The organism is Nonomuraea sp. NPDC003214 (genome assembly GCF_053590035.1).
The window spans coordinates 51,266-70,042 of sequence record NZ_JBSFSX010000003.1; the positions used below are offsets into that span (position 1 = coordinate 51,266).

Annotated in this window: 19 protein-coding genes; 5 read left to right on the forward strand and 14 right to left on the reverse strand. The window is 73.2% G+C overall.

The genetic code is table 11. From position 1 onward, the window contains the following. Positions 1-67 precede the first annotated feature (67 nt). Genes ACWDXC_RS09230 through ACWDXC_RS09245 form a run of 4 tightly spaced genes read left to right on the forward strand, consistent with a single transcriptional unit; the run spans position 68 to position 3,795 of the window. The gene (locus ACWDXC_RS09230; RefSeq protein WP_449979908.1) at positions 68-2,473 is read left to right on the forward strand and encodes a nitrate- and nitrite sensing domain-containing protein; all 2,406 of its coding nucleotides are present in this window, start codon (positions 68-70) and stop codon (positions 2,471-2,473) included. After that, a complete protein-coding gene (locus tag ACWDXC_RS09235) occupies positions 2,470-2,874 on the forward strand; it encodes a roadblock/LC7 domain-containing protein (RefSeq protein ID WP_219507418.1) in 405 nt (134 codons plus the stop codon). Before ACWDXC_RS09230 ends, ACWDXC_RS09235 begins: the two co-directional genes overlap by 4 nt. Next, positions 2,871-3,230, forward strand: a complete 360-nt coding sequence (locus ACWDXC_RS09240) for a DUF742 domain-containing protein (RefSeq protein WP_219507419.1) — start codon at positions 2,871-2,873, stop codon at positions 3,228-3,230. The genes ACWDXC_RS09235 and ACWDXC_RS09240 overlap by 4 nt, the downstream gene beginning before the upstream one ends. Next, positions 3,211-3,795, forward strand: coding sequence for a GTP-binding protein (locus ACWDXC_RS09245; RefSeq protein ID WP_219507421.1), 585 nt, complete (start codon positions 3,211-3,213; stop codon positions 3,793-3,795). The genes ACWDXC_RS09240 and ACWDXC_RS09245 overlap by 20 nt, the downstream gene beginning before the upstream one ends. On the opposite strand, the gene ACWDXC_RS09250 is transcribed toward ACWDXC_RS09245, so the two are convergent. The 14 genes from ACWDXC_RS09250 to ACWDXC_RS09315 form a co-directional block, all read right to left on the reverse strand. Continuing rightward, the gene (locus ACWDXC_RS09250; RefSeq protein ID WP_449979911.1) at positions 3,746-4,939 is read right to left on the reverse strand and encodes a hypothetical protein; all 1,194 of its coding nucleotides are present in this window, start codon (positions 4,937-4,939) and stop codon (positions 3,746-3,748) included. The genes ACWDXC_RS09245 and ACWDXC_RS09250 overlap by 50 nt on opposite strands. Before the next feature lie 75 nt (positions 4,940-5,014). Continuing rightward, entirely contained in the window at positions 5,015-6,634 is a 1,620-nt protein-coding gene (locus tag ACWDXC_RS09255) for a solute symporter family protein (protein WP_449979914.1), read from the reverse strand. Continuing rightward, positions 6,631-6,960 (reverse strand): DUF485 domain-containing protein, encoded by a 330-nt coding sequence (locus ACWDXC_RS09260; protein ID WP_219507426.1) that lies wholly within the window; start codon positions 6,958-6,960, stop codon positions 6,631-6,633. Before ACWDXC_RS09260 ends, ACWDXC_RS09255 begins: the two co-directional genes overlap by 4 nt. A gap of 152 nt (positions 6,961-7,112) precedes the next feature. Continuing rightward, positions 7,113-8,267 carry a trans-sulfuration enzyme family protein gene (locus ACWDXC_RS09265; protein WP_449979916.1) on the reverse strand — a complete coding sequence of 385 codons (1,155 nt, stop codon included), beginning with the start codon at positions 8,265-8,267 and terminating at the stop codon, positions 7,113-7,115. Positions 8,268-8,297: 30 nt separating this feature from the next. Continuing rightward, positions 8,298-9,782, reverse strand: a complete 1,485-nt coding sequence (locus tag ACWDXC_RS09270; RefSeq protein ID WP_364168783.1) for a sodium/solute symporter — start codon at positions 9,780-9,782, stop codon at positions 8,298-8,300. Continuing rightward, the gene (locus tag ACWDXC_RS09275) at positions 9,779-10,159 is read right to left on the reverse strand and encodes a hypothetical protein (RefSeq protein WP_219507430.1); all 381 of its coding nucleotides are present in this window, start codon (positions 10,157-10,159) and stop codon (positions 9,779-9,781) included. Before ACWDXC_RS09275 ends, ACWDXC_RS09270 begins: the two co-directional genes overlap by 4 nt. Next, the gene (locus tag ACWDXC_RS09280) at positions 10,156-10,905 is read right to left on the reverse strand and encodes a LytR/AlgR family response regulator transcription factor (protein WP_219507432.1); all 750 of its coding nucleotides are present in this window, start codon (positions 10,903-10,905) and stop codon (positions 10,156-10,158) included. The genes ACWDXC_RS09275 and ACWDXC_RS09280 overlap by 4 nt, the downstream gene beginning before the upstream one ends. Before the next feature lie 33 nt (positions 10,906-10,938). Continuing rightward, a complete protein-coding gene (locus ACWDXC_RS09285; protein WP_449979921.1) occupies positions 10,939-12,108 on the reverse strand; it encodes a sensor histidine kinase in 1,170 nt (389 codons plus the stop codon). 13 nt (positions 12,109-12,121) lie between these two features. After that, the gene (locus ACWDXC_RS09290) at positions 12,122-12,529 is read right to left on the reverse strand and encodes an HIT family protein (RefSeq protein ID WP_219507434.1); all 408 of its coding nucleotides are present in this window, start codon (positions 12,527-12,529) and stop codon (positions 12,122-12,124) included. Then, positions 12,526-13,236, reverse strand: coding sequence for a DUF1838 family protein (locus ACWDXC_RS09295; protein ID WP_449979924.1), 711 nt, complete (start codon positions 13,234-13,236; stop codon positions 12,526-12,528). The genes ACWDXC_RS09290 and ACWDXC_RS09295 overlap by 4 nt, the downstream gene beginning before the upstream one ends. 18 nt (positions 13,237-13,254) lie before the next feature. Next, positions 13,255-14,139, reverse strand: a complete 885-nt coding sequence (locus tag ACWDXC_RS09300; protein WP_308125849.1) for a YihY/virulence factor BrkB family protein — start codon at positions 14,137-14,139, stop codon at positions 13,255-13,257. A 54-nt stretch (positions 14,140-14,193) separates the two neighbouring features. Beyond that, positions 14,194-14,925 (reverse strand): DUF3618 domain-containing protein, encoded by a 732-nt coding sequence (locus ACWDXC_RS09305; protein WP_449979927.1) that lies wholly within the window; start codon positions 14,923-14,925, stop codon positions 14,194-14,196. Beyond that, the gene (locus ACWDXC_RS09310) at positions 14,922-15,302 is read right to left on the reverse strand and encodes a phage holin family protein (RefSeq protein ID WP_219507438.1); all 381 of its coding nucleotides are present in this window, start codon (positions 15,300-15,302) and stop codon (positions 14,922-14,924) included. Before ACWDXC_RS09310 ends, ACWDXC_RS09305 begins: the two co-directional genes overlap by 4 nt. Positions 15,303-15,383: 81 nt before the next feature. Further along, positions 15,384-15,548, reverse strand: coding sequence for a hypothetical protein (locus ACWDXC_RS09315; RefSeq protein ID WP_219507439.1), 165 nt, complete (start codon positions 15,546-15,548; stop codon positions 15,384-15,386). Between the two features lie 102 nt (positions 15,549-15,650). On the opposite strand from ACWDXC_RS09315, the gene ACWDXC_RS09320 reads away from it, so the two are divergent. Beyond that, positions 15,651-18,776 carry an SNF2-related protein gene (locus ACWDXC_RS09320; protein WP_449979930.1) on the forward strand — a complete coding sequence of 1,042 codons (3,126 nt, stop codon included), beginning with the start codon at positions 15,651-15,653 and terminating at the stop codon, positions 18,774-18,776. The last annotated feature ends 1 nt before the right edge of the window (position 18,777 follow it).

Below are 18,777 nucleotides of genomic sequence, written 5' to 3' on the forward strand. Positions count from 1 at the left end.
AGCTTGACTTCCAGTTTGACGCAATCCCCTTACCTGGATGGCTTATATGCGTTTGCGCAATACGCGCGTGCGAACAAAGGTGACAGCACTGCTGGTGTCCCTGGTCGCGCTGTGGGCGTTCGCCGCATGGGTGACGCTGCGCGAAGGCGTGAACCTGGTCGGCGCCACCACGGTCGACAGCGAAGCGGTGCAGCCCAGCGAACGGCTGCTGGCCGAGCTCCAGCGCGAGCGCCGCCTGACGATGGCCGGCATCGGCGCGGGCGGCCCCCTGCCCGGCCAGGCCCTGCGCGAGCAGCGGGCCAGGACCGACGCCGCCGGCGCCGCCCTGCGGGAGAGCGCGGGCGGCACCCTGGTGCAGCTCGCGGCCGACGACGTGCTGACCGGCCGCCTGAACGAGGCGCTCACGAGCGTCGCCAAGCTCCCCGCCACGCGCAAGGCCATCGACGCGGCCGGGCCGGGCCGCATGACGGCGGCGAGCGCGTACGACCACATCATCGACTCGCTCTACGACATGTTCGACTCGGTGGCCTCGCTCGACGACAAGGAGATCGCCAAGGACGCCCGGACCATGCTGGCGCTCAGCCGGGCCAGCGAGAGCCTGGCCCGCACCGACGCGATGGTGGCGCGGGTGCTGGCGCGCGGGCAGTTCACGCCCGCCGAGTACACCGCGTTCGTGCGCGGCACCGGCATCTACCGCTACAACCTGGAGCAGGCCGCCGAGCAGCTGCCCGCGCCCGACCGGGCCGCGTACGAGGCGTGGACCAGGAGCAAGCCCGCGCTGCGGCTGCAGGAGCTGGAACAGCGGCTCGTCACGCAGATCGACAACGCCGGGCCGCCGCCGGTCACCGCCGCCGAGTGGCAGGCGACCGCCGAGCCGGCCCGCGCCGGCATCGAGAAGATCATCACCGACGGCGGTGACCGGCTGGTCGAGCGGGCCGTCCCCGGCGCGGTCGGCGTCATCGCCCGCCTGCTGCTGGCCGGCGGGCTCGGCCTGGTCGCCGTCGTGGCCTCGATCGTGCTGTCGATCACCACGACGCGGTCGCTGCTGGCCCAGCTCAAGAAGCTGCGCGACGCCGCGCACGAGCTGTCGGACGAGCGGCTGCCCGGCGTGGTCGAGCGGATCGGGCACGGCGAGGTCGTGGACGTCTCGCGCGAGGTGCCCGACCTGGACTTCGGCGACGACGAGATCGGGCAGGTGGGACAGGCGTTCAACACGGTGCAGCGCACCGCGGTGAGCGTCGCCGCCGAGCAGGCGGAGCTGCGGCGCAGCATCCGCGACATCCTGCTCAGCCTGGCCCGCCGCACGCAGGGCCTGGTGCACCGGCAGCTCACCGTGCTGGACGTGATGGAGCGCCGCGAGACCGACCCCGAGGAGCTGAAGGAGCTCTTCCGGCTGGACCACCTGGCCATCCGCATGCGGCGCAACGCCGAGAACCTCATCGTGCTGTCCGGCTCCTCCCCCGCCCGCACCTGGCGGCGGTCGGTGCCGATGGTCGACGTGGTGCGCGGCGCGCTGGCCGAGGTCGAGGACTACACGCGGGTCACGCTCATGCCGATGGGCGACGTGGTGCTCGTCGGCCGGGCCGTGGGTGACGTCATCCACCTGCTGGCCGAGCTCATCGAGAACGCCGTGTCGTTCTCGCCGCCGTACACGAGCGTGCAGGTGAGCGGGCAGATGGTGGCCAACGGGTACGTGGTCGAGATCGAGGACCGCGGGCTGGGCATGAAGCCCGAGGACCTGGCGGCGGCCAACGAGCGGATCGCCGACCCGCCGGAGTTCCGGATCACGGGCACGGCGCGGCTCGGGCTGTACGTGGTGAGCCGGCTGGCCGAGCGGCACGACATCCAGGTGGTGCTCAAGCCGTCGCCGTACGGCGGCACCACGGTGGTGGTGCTGCTGCCGCAGGAGCTGGTGGAGCTGAGCGAGGGGCCGGAGCCCGGCGGCGAGCCGGTGGCGAGCCTGCCCCGCCGCCCGGCGGCGCTGGCGGGAGTGCCGGGCCCGGCGGGTCAGTCCGCTGGTCAGGGCGCGGGCACGGCCACGGCCGTGCGGCGCGCCCCCGCGGACGCCGGCCGCCCGCTGCCCGGCGAGAACGTGCGGGCGCTGCCGACGGAGAACGTGCGGCCGCTCAAGGTGGCGGCGGCGCCGGAGGACGCCCGGGAGGCCGAGCCGCCGGACCCCGGGCCGTCAGAAGGGGAGGCGACCACGACCGCCCAGCCGGACAGGAGCGCGGAAGGCGACGGCGAGGCGGCGAGGTTCACGCCCGGCGGGCTCCCCCTGCGGGTGCCGCAGGCGAACCTGGCCCCGGCGCTGCGCGAGGAGACCCCGGCCGTCCCGCCCGAGCCCGAGCGGGACGAGGACGAGCCGACCCCGGAGGAGATCCGGGCGCGGATGGGATCTTTGCAGTCGGGCACCCGGCTCGGCAGGACCGAGGCGGCCAAACTCATGGACGAGCGGGCAGGAGGCGATACGTGACACCGGGTGCCGGCACAGACCTGAACTGGCTTCTCGACGACCTGGTCGGCCGCGTGAAGGACGCCGAGCACGCGATCGTGCTGTCGTCCGACGGGCTGCTGATGGCCTCGTCGGCCGGGCTGCAGCGGACCGACGGCGAGCACCTGTCGGCCGTGGCCTCCGGCCTGCAGAGCCTGGCCAAGGGCGTCTCCGAGCACGTGGGCGGCGGCCCGGTCAAGCAGACGGTGGTGGAATGGCGTTCGCAGTTTCTCGTGGTGACCGTGGCGGGGCAGCGGGCGTGCCTGGCCGTGCTCTGCGGGCAGGGCGCCGACATCGGCCTGGTCGCCTACGAGATGGCGATGCTGGTGGCGCGCGTCGGCCAGTACCTGACGTCCGGGGCCAGGGCCGGGAGCGACCTGTGACCGAGGAGCACTGGGTCGACCCCGAGATCGTCCGTCCGTACGTGGTGACGCGCGGGCGCACCGCGCCCGTGCACGGCAAGTTCGACCTGATCTCCATGGCGGTCTCCGTCGGGCCGCCGCCGGGGCCGGAGGCGGGGCTCGACCCGGAGCACCACTCGATCCTCCGGCTCTGCCGCGAACCGAAATCCGTGGCGGAGATCGCCGCCCATCTTGACCTGCCCGCGGGCACCATCCGCGTGCTGCTCGGCGACCTGTTCGACAGGGAGCTCGTCTCGGCCCAGGAACCGCAATCCGAGGTGGACATGCGTGACATGAAGATGTACAGGGCGGTGCTCGATGGTCTTCGATCGCTCTGACCGCCCGCGCCTGCCGACGGCGATCAAGATCCTCATCGCCGGAGGGTTCGGCGCGGGCAAGACGACGCTGGTCGGCGCGGTCTCCGAGACCAGGCCGCTGCGCACGGAGGAGGTGCTGACCGACCGGGGCGTCGGCGTCGACGACCTGTCGAGCGTCGAGGCCAAGCGGACGACGACGGTCGCGATGGACTTCGGCCGGATCACGCTGGGCGACGAGTACGTCCTCTACCTGTTCGGCACGCCCGGGCAGGAGCGGTTCTGGTTCGTGTGGGACGAGCTGGCTGAGGGTTCGCTCGGGGCGGTCATCCTGGCCGACACGCGGCGGCTGGCCGACTGCTTCCCGTCGGTCGACTACTTCGAGCGGCGCGGCACGCCGTTCGTGGTGGCGGTCAACTGCTTCGACGGCGCGCCGACGTTCGAGGTCGACGAGGTACGGCTGGCGCTCCAGCTCGACCCGTCGGTTCCGATCATCCTGTGCGACGCGCGGCGGCGGCACTCCAGCCGGGAGGTGCTCATCACGCTGGTGAAGCACTCCGCCCGGCTGCGGGCCGAGCCGGTGGGCTGAACCAGCGGTCCGGCGGGATCCGTACGGGTTCCGGGAACGTCCTCAGGTGCGCGAGCTGCGGCAGCACGCGCGCCAGGCGGTAGGCGGACGGCGGGGTGGCGAGGGCTCCTGACAGCCGCCCGGCCGGGCCCGCCGCCGCCTCGGCCCGCTCCGGCTCGCACACCGGGGCGAGCTCGACCGCGTGGTGCACCACGAGCAGCAGCGCCAGGTCCTCGGCGACGGTCTTGGGGCGCAGGCGTCCCTTCGTGGCCAGCCGGTGGCCGACGTCCTCGACCGTGGCGAGGAAGCGGCGGGTGAAGGCGTCGTCGTAGGCCCCGGCGTACGGCCACGGCAGCTCGGCCAGGGCCCGCACCCGGTGCGGGCCCAGGTCGGCGAGAGTGCGCACGCGGTGCGGGCCCACGCCTGCCGGGCCCACGTCGGTCGGGCCCTCGTCGGCCGGGGCGTCGTCGCCGAGCGCCGCCGCGTCGTGCCGCAGGCCGTCGGCCAGCGTCCGGGCCGCCCGCACGAAGGCCCCGGCGAGCCGGCGCGCCTCGTGGGCGGGCAGGCCGAGCCGCCGCACCAGCGCCTGCTCGGCGGGCGCGTGGGCGAGGGCGGACAACCGCGCCGCCTCCGCCCGGCGCTCGTCGCCGGCGAAGGGCCCCGGCCGCTCCTCGTCGTCGGCTCGTGCCCGGCGGGCGTCGCGGGGCGGCATGGTCGTCCAGGAGTAGCCGGGATCGTGCGGCGGGTCGAGGCAGGTGCGCGCCCCGGCGGCCAGCGCCCGCAGGTACGGCTCCAGCGCCCGACGGTAGTGCGCGTCCCCGTCCGGGTCGCGCCACAGGCCGTACAGGCAGCACGCGCCGGTGCGCCGGTCCCACGGCTGGACGAGCGACTCCATGACCTCCAGCGCGGTCGTGCGGAGCCGGTCGTCCACGGGGACGGGCAGCCGGGGGAACGACGGGTCGAGCGCCGGGTCGAGGAGCAGGGCCACCTCGCCGGCGGCGGCCAGGCCCGCCTCGGCGACGTCCGGCAGGATCAGGCTGTCCTCGGCGTGCACCGCCTCCAGGATCTGGACCAGCGCGGGCAGCGGGTCGGCCAGGCCGTGCAGGTGGTCCTGGACGTCCATCGCCTCGTCGCTGCCGAAGGGGTCGTACCCGTGTCTGCTCACCCGACGATCATGGCGTGGCCGGGGCGGCGGGGGAAGGCGGGCCCGGCGGAGGGGGTGCCGGGCCCGCGGCGGCCGTCAGTGGTCGGCGGCCTTCTCCGCCCCCACCCCGGTGAGGGAGCGGACCTCGATCTCGGCGTACTTGGCCGCGTTGTACTCCTTGCTCAGGATCGTGCCGAGCCAGCCGCACAGGAAGCCGAGCGGGATGGACACGATGCCCGGGTTGCTGAGCGGGAACCAGGCGAAGTCGGCGTCCTTGAACAGGGCGGCCTTGCTGCCGGAGACGACCGGCGAGAAGATCACCAGCACCAGGGCGGACAGCAGGCCGCCGTAGATGGCGCTGACGGCGCCGGTCGTGTTGAACCTCTTCCAGAACAGGCTGTAGAGGATCGCCGGCAGGTTGCCCGAGGCGGCCACGGCGAAGGCCAGGGCGACCAGGAAGGCGACGTTCTGGCTCTGCGCCAGGATGCTCAGGCCGATGGCGACGGCGCCGATGACCAGGGCGGAGATCCGGGCCACGACGACCTCCTGCCGCTCGCTGGCCTGGCCGCGCCGGAAGACGTGCGCGTACAGGTCGTGGGCGAAGCTGGAGGAGGAGGCGAGCGTGAGGCCGGCGACCACGGCCAGGATGGTGGCGAAGGCGACGGCGCCGATGAAGGCCAGCAGCAGCGTGCCGCCGACCGAGCCGAAGATCTCCTCGCCGATCCGGAGCGCGAGCAGCGGCGCGGCGGTGTTGCCTCCGGGGTCCTGGGCGACGATGGCCTCCCTGCCGACCAGGGCGGCGGCGCCGAAGCCGAGGACGAGCGTGAGCAGGTAGAAGACGCCGATGATGCCGATGCCCCAGAGCACGGACTTGCGGGCGTCCTTGGCGGTGGGGACGGTGTAGAAGCGGATGAGGATGTGCGGCAGGCCGGCGGTGCCGAGCACGAGGGCGAGGCCGAGGCTGATCAGGTCGATCTTGCCGGCGATGCCCTGCGCCTCGGTGCCGTACTTCAGGCCGGGGATGAGGAAGCTGTCGGGGTTGGCCTTGGGTCCGCTGGTGGCGGCGGCCTGGCCGAGCAGCGCCGACAGGTTGAAGCCGAACTTGCCCAGCACCAGCACGGTCACCAGGGCGGCGCCGGTCATCAGCAGCACGGCCTTGACGATCTGGACCCAGGTGGTGCCCTTCATGCCGCCGAAGACCACGTACACGATCATGAGGGCGCCGACGGCGACGATCGTCCAGACCTTGCCGGCCTCGGAGGTGATGCCGAGCAGCAGGCCGACCAGGGCGCCCGCGCCGACCATCTGGGCGAGCAGGTAGAAGATGCTGACGACGATGGTCGAGACGCCGGCGGCGGTGCGGACGGGTCGCGGGCTCATCCGGAAGGCCAGCACGTCGGCCATGGTGAACTTGCCGGAGTTGCGCATGAGCTCGGCCACCAGCAGCAGCGCGACGAGCCACGCCACGAGGAAGCCGATGGAGTAGAGGAACCCGTCGTAGCCGGACAGCGCGATGATGCCGGCGATGCCGAGGAAGGAGGCGGCGGACATGTAGTCGCCGCCGATGGCCAGGCCGTTCTGCACGCCGCTGAAGGAGCGCCCGCCGGCGTAGTAGTCGGCGGCGGTCTTGGTCTGGCGGCTGGCCCAGAAGGTGATGCCGAGCGTGGCCGCGACGAAGACGAGGAAGAGGATCGTGGCGAGGGTGGTGGAGCTCACTTGGTCTTCTCCTCGACCTCGTGGCGGAGCTTGTCGGCGATCGGGTCGAGCTTCTTCCCGGCGTGCCTGGAGTAGGCCCAGGCGATGAGGAACGTCGTCACGAACTGCAGCAGCCCGAGGATCAGCCCGACGTTGATGTCACCGAGCAGTTTGATGCCCATGAAGTCGCGGGCCCATCCCGACAGCACCACGTACAGCAGGTACCACACCAGGAAGGCCGCCGTCATGGGGAACGTCCACCGCCTGAAGCGGCTCTTCAGCTCCTGGAACTCGCTGCTCCTCTGCACCTGTTCGTATACGGACGCGTCATGTTCTCTGGTCGTCACGAGACCTCCACTGTGATGCGGATCACGCACAAGGTAAGAGCGCAACCTACCCGCGGTGGAGGGGTCTCGCAGGGCTGTTCGGCGAGCCGCCGCCCAACGGCGTTCAGCTGGTCAGGGGTTGCGGTGAATGGTCCCTTATGTACGACGAACGGTCAGGCGATTCCGCCCAGCGCGCCGCCCAGGTCCTCGATCAGCGTGGCGGCGGGCTCCAGGCCGACCGCAAGGCGCACCAGGCCCACCGGGATCTGCATGGTGGCCCGTACGCTCTCCTCGACGGTCAGCGCGGGCGCGTTGACCAGGCTCTCGAACCCGCCCCACGACACGCCGATCCGGAAGTGCCGCAGCCCGTCGAGGAAGGCGCCGACCTCGGCGCGCAAGTCCGTGTCCAGCTCGACGCTGAACAGGCTGGAGAAGCCCGACATCTGGCCGCGCGCGACACCGTGGCCTGGGTGCGAGGGCAGGCCGGGGTGGTTGACCCGGCGCACCGCCGGATGCCCCTCCAGGAACGCGGCGACCGCCAGGCCGCGCTCCTGGTGCGCCGCCATCCGTACGGGCAGCGTGCGCAGGCCCTTGATCACCCGGGCGGCGTCGTGCGGCGACATGGCCGCGCCGTACAGCTGGTACTCGGTCAGCGCCAGCGGCCTGATCAGCCGCGCCGGGCCCGCCACCACGCCGCCCACCACGTCGCTGTGCCCGCCCGCGTACTTCGACAGCGAGTGCACGACCAGGTCCACGCCCTTCGTCAGCGGCTTCTGGAACAGCGGCGTCGACCAGGTGTTGTCCATCACGGTCACCAGCCCGTGGCCGCGCGTCCACCCGGCGACGGCCTCCAGGTCGAAGATCTCGTAGCGCATGTAGGAGGGCGACTCGAAGTACAGCAGCCGGGTGCCGGGCCGCACCGCCTCCTCGCACGCCGCCAGGTCGGCCGCGTGCGTGTGGGTGACGCCGAACTTTTCCAGGTAGCGCAGGAACTGCGTGGTCGGCCCGTAGACGGCGCCCAGCACCAGCACGTGGTCCCCGGCCGACACCAGCGACGAGATCGCCGCCGAGATCGCGCCCATCCCGGAGCCGAAGCACTTGGCCCGCTCGGCCCGCTCCAGCGCGGCCAGCTTGCGCTGCAGCAGGTCGACGGTCGGGTTGGTGCCCCGCCAGTAGACGTAGCGCTCGTCCTCGTCCCTGATCGCCGCGCCGAGCTCCGCCATCGAGCCGAAGGTGAACACGCTGTTGCCGAACACCGGCGGGTTGACCGCGCCGAGCTGCCACGGCTCGTCCTCGCCCAGCCGGGCGCAGATCCACTCGTCATCCATGACGGCCCACCCTAGGACAGCGCCCGCCCGTCACCCCCGGGGCCGCCAGTCGCCCCGGTCGAGGTCGAGGTTCTCCGGGGTGTGCAGGCGGACCATCGTCCTGGCCACGCCCAGCGGCACCCGGTCGGGCGTCAGGAACGACACCGACACCATCACCGCGAACGCGATCGGCACCGTCCAGGCGGCGGGCTGGGCCAGCAGGGCGCCCGCCAGGCCCTCGTACGGGCCGCCGGTGATGGTGGCGAGCACGGCCGAGCAGGCCAGGCCGCCGCCGACGAACAGCCCGGCGAGCGCGCCGGTGGTGGACAGGCGGCGCCACCAGATGCCGAGCACGAGCAGCGGGCAGAACGACGAGGCGGCGACCGCGAACGCCAGCCCCACCACGTCGGCGACCGGCAGCGCCCGCGCCCACAGCGCCAGCCCGAGCGGCACGGCGACGGCCATGAGCGTGGCGATCCGGAACGAGCGCACGCCGCCCTTGAGCAGGTCCTGGGCGATCACCCCGGCGACCGACACGGTCAGCCCGGACGAGGTGGACAGGAACGCCGCGAACGCCCCGGCGGTGACCAGCGCCGTCAGCAGGTCGCCGAGCGTGCCGCCGACCATGCGGGCCGGCAGCGTCAGCACCACGGCGTCGGTGCGGACGAGGTCGGGCGCGTAGATGCGGCCGAGCCAGCCGTACAGCGCGGGCAGCAGGTAGAAGGCGCCGAGCAGCGACAGCACGACGAGCGTGGTGCGGCGGGCGGCCCGCCCGTCGGGGTTGGTGTAGAAGCGGACGAGCACGTGCGGCAGCCCCATCGTGCCCAGGAACGTGGCAAGGATCAGCGAGTACGTCGAGTACAGGGCGTAGTCCTTGGCCCCGGCCAGCGGCACCTGCCAGACGGCGGCGTCCACCGGGTCGAGCGCCGGGGCGCCGTCGGCCTTCCACGCCATCAGCAGGAACACCAGCGGCACGGCCAGCGCGGTCAGCTTCAGCCAGTACTGGAACGCCTGCACGAACGTGATCGAGCGCATGCCGCCCGACAGCACGTTGACCGCGACCACGACGGCCACCAGCAGCCCGCCGGCCCACACCGGCGCCCCGGTGATCGTGCGCAGCACCAGGCCGGCGCTCTGGAACTGCGGCATCAGGTAGAGCCAGCCGATGAGCACGACGAGCACGCTGGCCGTGCGCCGCACCACCATGGACTCCAGCCGCGCCTCGGCGAAGTCGGGCAGCGTGTAGGCGCCGGAGCGGCGCAGCGGCGCGGACACCAGCACGAGCAGCACCAGGTAGCCGCCGGTCCACCCGACGGGCAGCCACAGCATGTCGACGCCGTAGCTGAGGATGAGCCCGGCCACGCCGAGGAAGGAGGCCGCCGACAGGTACTCGCCGCCGATCGCGGAGGCGTTCCACAGCGGGCTGACGGTGCGGGAGGCGACGTAGAAGTCGGAGGTGGTGCGCGAGAAGCGGATGCCGAAGGCGCCGATGAGCACGGCCGCGACCATGACGACGACGACGGCGGCCAGGCTCATGAACGGTCGACCAGGTCGGCGAAGTGGCGTTCGTTGCGCTCGGCCTGCCGGACGTACAGCCAGGCGCCGATGACGAAGGCGGGGTAGATGAGCCCGGCGAGCACCGCCCACGGGAGCGGGACGCCGAGCAGGTGGGCGTCGCGCAGTTCGGGGATGAGCAGGAACAGCAGCGGCAGCCCGCCCACGACGCAGCCGAGCACCGTGCACACGAACAGCGCCAGCCGGAACTGGGTGCGCAGCAGCGAGCGCATGTAGACCTCGCCGAGGTGGGTCTGCTCGTCGATCTCCCGGGTGGCGGGGCGGCGGGGCCGGCGGGCGGCGGCGGTGCGCGGGCTGGTGACGGCGGTGCGCCGGCCCGGCCGCGGCTCGGGGCTCACTCGTGCCGCCCCTTCCTGGCGCGGCGGACGAGCAGGTCGCGCAGCTCGCGGGTGTGGCGGCGGCTGACGGGCAGCTCGGTGTCGTGGACGCGGACCGAGCACCGGCCGGAGTCGATGTGCAGCTCCTCGATGTGCTTGACGGCGACCAGGTGGCTGCGGTGCACGCGCACGAACCCGGCCGCCGACCAGCGCTCCTCCAGCGTGGCGAGCGGGATGCGCACGAGGTGGCTGCCGGTGGCGGTGTGCAGGCGGGCGTAGTCGCCGTGCGCCTCCACGTAGATCACGTCGGCGCTGGAGACGAACCGGGTCACGCCGCCCAGCTCGACCGGGATGGTGTCGCTCTCACCGCCGTCGGCGGGCACGTCGGCGGAGACGGCCACCCGCCGGATAGCCTCGGCCAGGCGCTCCGGCCGCACCGGTTTGAGCAGGTAGTCCTCGGCCTTGATCTCGAACGCGTCGACGGCGTGCTCCTCGTACGCGGTGACGAACACCACCCGCGGCGGGTTGGCGAACTGCGACAGCAGCCGGCCGAGCACGACCCCGTCGAGGCCGCGCATCCGGATGTCGAGGAAGACCGCGTCGATGGGCCTGCCCTCGGCGATCGCCCGGTCCAGCAGCCGCAGCGCCGCCGAGCCGTCCCTGGCGGTCGCCACCTCGCCGATCCGCGGGTCGGCACGCAGCAGGTACGACAGGTCTTCCAGGGCGGGAAGCTCGTCGTCGACCGCGAGGACCCGAAGTTGTGCCATAGACAGTGATAAAACCGACAACGAAGATCCAGGTCAACGGGCCGAGACGCCCGGGTGATACTTCGGCAACCTGACGTTGACCTTCGTGCCCGCCCCGCGCCCGGTCTCGACCACCAGCCCGTACTCGTCGCCGTAGACCTGGCGCAGCCGCTCGTCCACGTTGGCCAGGCCGATCCCGCCGTCGGAGGCGCTCTCCCCGGCCAGGACGCGGCGCAGCCGGTCGGGGTCCATGCCGAGCCCGTCGTCCTCGACGCTGATGCTGCACTCGGCCCCGGCGTCCTCGGCCACGATGGAGATGCGGCCGACGCCGTCCTTGCTCTCCAGGCCGTGGCGCACGGCGTTCTCCACGAGCGGCTGCAGGCACAGGAACGGCACCGCCACCGGCAGCACCTCGGGCGCGATGCGCAGCGTGACCTGGAGCTGGTCGCCGAAGCGGGCCCGCTCCAGGATGAGGTAGCGGTCGATCGAGCGCAGTTCCTCGGCCAGCGTGGTGAACTCGCCGTGCCTGCGGAAGGAGTAGCGGGTGAAGTCGGCGAACTCCAGCAGCAGCTCGCGGGCCCGCTCCGGGTCGGTGCGGACGAACGAGGCGATCGTCGTCAGCGAGTTGTAGATGAAGTGCGGCGAGATCTGCGCGCGCAGCGCCCGCACCTCGGCCTCCATGAGCAGCGTGCGCGAACGGTCGAGCTCGGCCAGCTCCAGCTGCGAGTCGACCCAGCCGGCGACCTCCTGGGCGGCCCGGACGAGCCCGGCGGAGGCGTGCGTGCCGTAGGCGGTCAGCGCGCCGACGACCCGCTCGTCGGTGGTGAGCGGCACCACGACGGCGTTCCTGACCGGACATTCGAGCAGGTCGCAGTCGATCGCCAGGACCTGGGTGCGGCCGTCCTGCAGGGTCGCCCTGGCGTGCTCGAAGGCGTCCTCGGCGTGATGGTCGCCGGCGCCGTCGTACACGAGCAGGCGCTCGCCGTCGGTGATGGCGAGCGCGGCCGAGCCGAGCAGCTCGCGCAGGTGACGCGAGGCCCGCTGGGCGCCGTCGGCGGTGAGCCCCGCGCGCAGCGGCGGCCCCGCCAGCGAGGCGGTGTGCAGAGTCTCGAACGTGGCCCGCTCCGCCGGGCTGGTGCCCAGGTCGCGGCGGCCCCGCATGACCCGCCACAGCACGATCGCGGGCACGCCGACGAGCACGGCGACGCCGACCAGGTATTCCACCGTGCGGCCCGGCTCAGCCCAGCGCCTTGGCGATCCGCTCCGCGTAGGAGGCGGCCTCGTCGGCGGAGGAGTAGGTGGTGCGCGGCCAGAAGAAGCCGCGCAGGCCGTCCTTCTTGACCCGGGGCACCACGTGCACGTGCAGGTGGGGGACGCTCTGGCTGATCCGGTTGTTCATCGCGACGAACGTGCCGCCCGCCTCCAGGCCCTCCTCCACGGCGCGGGCCATGCGCTGGACGCTCTCGAAGAACGGCCCCACCCCGGTCAGGTCGGCGAGCGTCTCGGCGTGCACGCGCGGCACCACGAGCACGTGCCCCTTGAACACGGGCCGGGTGTCGAGGAAGGAGACGGACACCTCGTCGGAGCCGACGATCGTCGCCGGGCGCTCCCCCGCGACGATCTCGCAGAACAGATCGGTGCTCATCGGCCGACCTTATCCGCGAACGCGGTCCAGCTCGTCACGTTGGGGGCCGACCACTCCTGCGGCGCGTGCAGGAACCGCTCCCCCGCGCGATCGCGCAGCCTCGGCGGCACCTCGGCGCCCTTGCCGCCCCGGCAGTGGTAGACGAGCCCGCCCGGCCGCTGCGCCATCGCCATCCACGGCAGCCACGGCGACACCCGGCACCAGGAGAACACGCTCGGCACGTCCGGCAGCTCCGACTCGACGTCGGCCGCCCGGGCGAAGAACTGGAACAGCTCCATCGCCCGGTACGTGTCGTCCGCCGAGTTGTCCGGATAGTCGGCCACCTTGAGCGGCGACGGGTAGGCCAGGCGCACGTCCACGTTGAACACCACCTGCTCGCCCAGCCGCGTCACCGGCACCGGGTAGCCGCCCAGCCGCTGGTTGACCGGGTCGTTGAAGACGTGCTGCACCTCCACGCGGCGGCCGGTCAGCGGGTTGTCCCACACGTCGAGCACCTCGCGGGTGCGCGGGTCGAGGTAGAGGGCGGCCTCCCGGGTCAGCAGCAGCCAGCCGCCGTCGTCGCCGCGCACCGCCCTGGCCACGTTGACGCCCTCGAACCCGAACAGGTGATGCGGCCCGCCGCCGGGCTCCCAGCCATAGACGTCGCCGGTCCACGAAGAGATCGTCTCCGCGCCGTCGGAGGAGGCGCGCACGCGGATGAAGTCCATGCGCGAAGCCTCTCACTTTCAGCCCGGCAGATCATCCGGCTCCGGCGGGTCGCGCGGCACCGCGTACGGCTCCCGCCCGGGGGGCCGGCCCTGGGCCGCGGCGCGCTCCCTGATGAGCTCGGCGTCCAGCTCGGCGCCGAACAGCAGCGCCATGTTCGACAGCCACAGCCAGATGAGGAACACCACGACCCCGGCCAGCGCGCCGTAGGTCTTGTTGTAGGAGCCGAAGCCCGCCACGTACAGCGCGAAGCCGCCCGAGACCAGCGCCCACAGCACGACCGCGAGCAGGCCCCCGGGCGTGATCCAGCGCATGCCCGGCTGGCGGACGTTCGGCGCCGCCCAGTACAGCACCATGATCAGGCCGGCCGCGATGAGCGCCAGCACCGGCCACTTGAGGATGTCCCACGCCGTCACGGCGGCGTCGCCGAGGCCGAGCGCCTCACCGGCCGCGGCGGCCAGCTCGCCCGTCAGCGTGACCGCGATCGCGCCCACGACCAGCAGGATCATCATCATGACCGTGAGGCCGAGGCGCAGCGGGGTCAGCTTCCAGAACGGGCGGCCCTCCTCGATGTCGTAGATCTCATTGCACGCCCGGATGAACGCGGCGATGTACCCGGAAGCCGACCACAGCGCGACCAGCAGGCCGGTGATCGCCACCAGGCCCGCGCCGCCGGTGCTGCGCACCCCGCGCACGCTCTCCGCGATCAGGCCGCGCGCCTCCTCCGGCGCGAGCACGACGAGGGAGCCCACGACCGTGCCAAGGTCGTCGCGGCCCAGCAGGCCGAACAGCGACACCAGCACGATCAGCGCCGGGAACACCGACAGCACCGCGTAGTACGTCAGCGCCGCCGCCAGGTCCTGGACGCGGTCGTTCTTGAACTCGGCGAACGTTCTTCTGATCACCCGCCACCATGACCGGCGTGGCAGCTCGGCGGGTCCGTCGGGGGCTTCCACGCGTCACTTGGCCTTGTTGCGCCTCACCATGCGGCGCACGACCAGGGCCACCACCGTCCCGAGCGCGACCATCACGAACACCGGGCGCTTCTTGACCTGCTCCGGCGCGGCGTCACCGACCTTTTCGCCGACCCTGCCCGCGACCTCGTGCGCCTTGCCGGTCACCTCGTGCGCCTTGCCCTTGGCGGCGCCCGTCATCTCGTGGGCCTTGCCCTTGGCCGCGCCGGTCATCTCGGCCGTCTTGCCCTTGGCCGTCTCCGCCAGCTCCGTGGCCCTGTCCTTGGCCGTGCCTGCCATCCTGCTCGCCTTTCCTCTGGCCGTGGCCGCCGCGTCGGCTGCCCGGCTCTTGACGTCCGCCTTGTGCGCCAGGGCGCTCACGGTCTCGCCGAGCTCCCGGCGGGTCTGCCTGATGTCCTCCCGGACCGCGTCCGCGTCGTCACCCTGGGTACGGTGCTCGCTCCCGGACCGTTTCGCGGCCCGGCCGCCGGTCAGGGACTCCTCCTCCGTGGCGCGCGACCTGACCGCGTCGGTGCGGTCGTCGGCCTGGGGAGGTTCGGGGATGAAGGTCTCGTGCTCCTCGCGGGCCAGCTCGGCCTCGTGCGCGTTCTCGGCCGCGCCCGGCCTGGTCGGCGGCACGTTGATGGACTCGGCGTCCGTCGGCGTGCCGACGGTGGCCCGGCGCGCGCCGACCGTGCCGGCGTGCTGGTCGCTGCGTCCCGGATCGGTCTCGCTCATCGCCGCGCCCCTTCCTTGACCGCGTCGACGTCGGCCCGCAGGCTCGCGATGGTCTCGGTCGGGACCGGCGGCGTCGCCTGCTTCACCTTGCTCTTGCCGGCCAGCCCCAGCAGGGCGGCCACGATCAGCAGGACCACTCCGACGATGGCCGCGGCGACCCACGCGGGCATCACCAGCGCGAGCAGCATCACCACGGCGGCCACGAGCACCGCGCCGCCGAAGAACGCGACCAGCCCGGCCGCCCCGAACATGCCCGCGCCGAACCCGGCGCGCTTGCCCTTCTCCGTGAGTTCGAGCCTGGCCAGCCGCAACTCGTCCTTGACGAGCCGGGAGACCTGCTCGGAAAGGTCGTTGACCAGTTTGTGGGTGTCGTTCACGACGTCGCCTCCTCCGTCGCGAACCCGCCTACCCGAAGAGCCCGGCTTCTATCACCCCGCGGTTTTCCGCCGGGCCGGGTCCTACCGCTTGGCGGCGCGCAGGAGCAGGCCGACCAGCGACTCGACCGGCGACTTGGGCGCCTCGCACCAGTTGTCCGGCTTCTTGGGGGCGCTCCACGGGGACGGGAGCTCACACGACGGAGCCGGCGGCTTGGGCCGCTCGCACCACGATCCCGGAGTATTCATGCCTCCAGTCTACGACTTGCACTGATTTTTCCCACGAGCCGGCCAGTGCGCCGTCGGCGGACGCGGGCCACCGGCCCCTCCCGGTCCGGGTACCCTGCCGGGGTGCTGGTCGTGCATGGGGTCTGGGCCGGGGACGGGGTCGCCTTCTGGGCGGAGGACACCGCCCTCGCGCCGCGCGCCGCCCGTGGCCCGGCGCCGCGCGCCCATCCCTGGGCCGCGCCCGTCGAGCGCCTCCCGGCGGGCGGGCCGCGCATGCTGGAGCTCCTGCTGCCGGGGTCCGCGGCCGAGCCGCTCCCCTCCCCCGAGACCGGGCTCCTGTCCGCGGTCACCCGCCCCTCGCTGCGCCCCTGGCGCGTCCCCGCCGTGGTCCCGCCCCTGCCCTCCGCCGTACACCTCCTCACCCCCGACCCCGCCTCCGCCGCTGACGCCAGCCCCGACGCTGCCCCCGGCCCCGACGTTGACGCCGGCTCTGGCTCCGAGGCCGGGCCCGGCCTCACCGGCTGGGGTGACGCCGTGCCGGGCGCCACGGTGCGGCACTGGCGGGCCGTCGCCGCGTTCGCGCGGGATCTCGTACGCCGCGGCCGGGTCGTCCCCCAGCTGGAGCTGACGGAGACCGACGGCGAGGCCCGGGCGGCCTGGCGCGCGGTCGTCACCGGCGCCGACGCCGCCTACTTCCGCGACCTCGCCCTCACCATGCCCCCCGCCTGCCGCACCTGGGCGGTCGAGCGCCCCTCCCACGAGGTGCTGCGCCAGGCCCTGGACGCCTTCGCCGACACTTTCGCCCGAACCGCCCTGAACGCCCGGCCCCCGCAAGCGGACACGGGCACAAGCACAGGCACGGGCACGGGCACGGGGCGGGGGCGGTGGCTGGCCGCACTGACCTCCCCTGGCGCCGCTTCCTCCGACACCGCCTCCCCCGACGCTACCTCCCCCGGCGCCGCCTGCCCCGATGACCCGGACCTGCGGCGGGCCCTGGAGGAGTGGCGCCGCTCCGTGGAGTCGGCCGAGGGCGCCACCCGCGTGTGCTTCCGCCTCACCGAGCCGGTCGACCCCCCGGCCTCCGCCGGGGACGGCCGCGACGACGCGGGCGGTGAGCACCGGTGGCGGGTGGAGCTGGCGGTGCAGGCGGCCGACGACCCGAGCCTGTACGTGCCCGCCGGGAAGGTGTGGGGCGGCGGGCCGGTGGCCGGGTTGCCGGCCGGGGCGGAGCGGGAGCTGCTGGCCGGGCTGGGCCGGGCGGTGCGGCTCTATCCGGAGCTGGACCGGGCGTTGCGGGTGCGGGAGCCGGAGGAGCTGGTGCTCGACACGGCCGGGGCGTTCGCGTTCCTGCGGGAGGCGGCGCCGTTGCTGCAGGCGGCCGGGTTCGGGGTGCAGCTGCCCCGCTGGGCGGGCCGGGCGAGGCTGGGGCTGAAGGTGACGACGCGGACGAAGACGCAGAGCGCGGCGGCGAGCCAGGGGTTCGGGCTGCGTGAGCTGGTGGACTTCCGGGTGGACCTGGCGGTGGGCGGGGAGACGATCGGCGAGGAGGAGCTGGCCGAGCTGGCCCGGCTGAAGGTGCCGCTGGTGCGGGTGCGCGGCCAGTGGGTGGAGCTGGACGAGCGGCAGCTCGCGGCGGCGCTGCGCGCGGTCGGCGGTGAGCGCGCCGGAGTGCTCCCGGCGGCGGAGGTGCTGCGGCACGTGGTCCAGGGCGACGATGAGCTGCCGCTGCTGGAGGTGGACGCCGACGGGGTGCTGGGCGAGCTGCTGTCGGGCCGGCCGGAGGGGCGGCCGGAGGGCGGGCCGGAGGGGCGGCCGGCTGTGATCGGGACGCCGCCGGGCCTGGACGGGACGTTGCGCCCCTACCAGGAGCGCGGGCTGGCGTGGCTGAGCTTCCTGTCGGAGCTCGGGCTGGGCGGAGTGCTGGCCGACGACATGGGGCTGGGCAAGACGGTCACCACGCTGGCGCTGCTGGTGCACGAGCAGGCTGCGGAGCCGACGCTGCTGGTGTGCCCGATGTCGCTGGTGGGCAACTGGCAGCGGGAGGCGGCGAGGTTCGCGCCTGACCTGCGCGTGCACGTCCATCACGGCAGCGGCCGGGACGCGGCGCGCATCGCGGACGCCGACCTGGTGATCACCACGTACGGGACGGCGCAGCGCGACCTGGAGACGCTGCGGCGGGTCCCGTGGCGGCGGGTGGTGTGCGACGAGGCGCAGGCGATCAAGAACAGCGGCACCCTCCAGGCGCAGGCGGTGCGGTCGATCCCGGCGGGCACCCGGCTGGCGCTGACGGGCACCCCGGTGGAGAACCACCTGGCCGAGCTCTGGTCGATCATGGAGTTCGCCAATCCGGGCCTGCTGGGGCCGAAGGCGCGCTTCCGCACCCGGTTCCAGGAACCGATCGAGGCACGGCAGGACGAGCAGGCCGCGCAGGCGCTGCGGCGGGCGACGGGGCCGTTCATCCTGCGCCGGCTCAAGGCCGACGCCTCGATCATCTCCGACCTGCCGGAGAAGCTGGAGGTCAAGGAGTGGTGCACGCTGACGCCGGAGCAGGCGTCGCTGTACCAGGCGGTGGTGGACGACATGCTGGGCAGGATCGACGACAGCGAGGGGATCGAGCGGCGCGGCCTGGTGCTGGCGGCCATGGCCAAGCTGAAGCAGGTCTGCAACCATCCGGCCCACCTGCTGAAGGACGGCTCCCGGCTGGCGGGCCGGTCGGGCAAGCTGGCGCGGCTGGAGCAGCTCGCGGAGGAGATCCTGGCCGAGGGCGAGAAGGCGCTGCTGTTCACGCAGTACGCGGAGTTCGGCAGCATGCTGCAGCCCTATCTGGAGCAGCGGCTGGACCGGCCGGTGCTGTGGCTGCACGGCGGGCTGCCGAAGAAGGCGCGCGACCGGCTGGTGGACCGGTTCCAGCAGGACGACGAGCCGATGCTGTTCCTGCTGTCGCTGAAGGCGGCCGGGGTGGGGCTCAACCTGACGGCGGCGAGCCACGTGGTGCACGTCGACCGCTGGTGGAACCCGGCGGTCGAGGACCAGGCGACCGATCGGGCGTTCCGCATCGGCCAGCGCAGGAACGTGCAGGTGCGCAAGCTGATCTGCGCGGGCACCCTGGAGGAGCGGGTGGACGAGATGATCGAGCGGAAGAAGGCGCTGGCGGAGCGGGTGGTCGGCGCGGGCGAGGACTGGCTGACGGACCTGTCGACCGGGGAGCTGCGCGAGGTGTTCCGCCTGACGGCCGGGGCGGTGGGCTGAC

Bases quoted from the DNA above. Each gene is read 5' to 3' on its own strand.
- ACWDXC_RS09245 (WP_219507421.1), top strand. From the start codon at position 3,211: ATGGTCTTCGATCGCTCTGACCGCCCGCGCCTGCCGACGGCGATCAAG.
- ACWDXC_RS09265 (WP_449979916.1), bottom strand. From the start codon at position 8,267: ATGGATGACGAGTGGATCTGCGCCCGGCTGGGCGAGGACGAGCCGTGG.
- ACWDXC_RS09270 (WP_364168783.1), bottom strand. From the start codon at position 9,782: ATGAGCCTGGCCGCCGTCGTCGTCGTCATGGTCGCGGCCGTGCTCATC.
- ACWDXC_RS09280 (WP_219507432.1), bottom strand. From the start codon at position 10,905: ATGGCACAACTTCGGGTCCTCGCGGTCGACGACGAGCTTCCCGCCCTG.
- ACWDXC_RS09290 (WP_219507434.1), bottom strand. From the start codon at position 12,529: ATGAGCACCGATCTGTTCTGCGAGATCGTCGCGGGGGAGCGCCCGGCG.
- ACWDXC_RS09295 (WP_449979924.1), bottom strand. From the start codon at position 13,236: ATGGACTTCATCCGCGTGCGCGCCTCCTCCGACGGCGCGGAGACGATC.
- ACWDXC_RS09305 (WP_449979927.1), bottom strand. From the start codon at position 14,925: ATGAGCGAGACCGATCCGGGACGCAGCGACCAGCACGCCGGCACGGTC.
- ACWDXC_RS09315 (WP_219507439.1), bottom strand. From the start codon at position 15,548: ATGAATACTCCGGGATCGTGGTGCGAGCGGCCCAAGCCGCCGGCTCCG.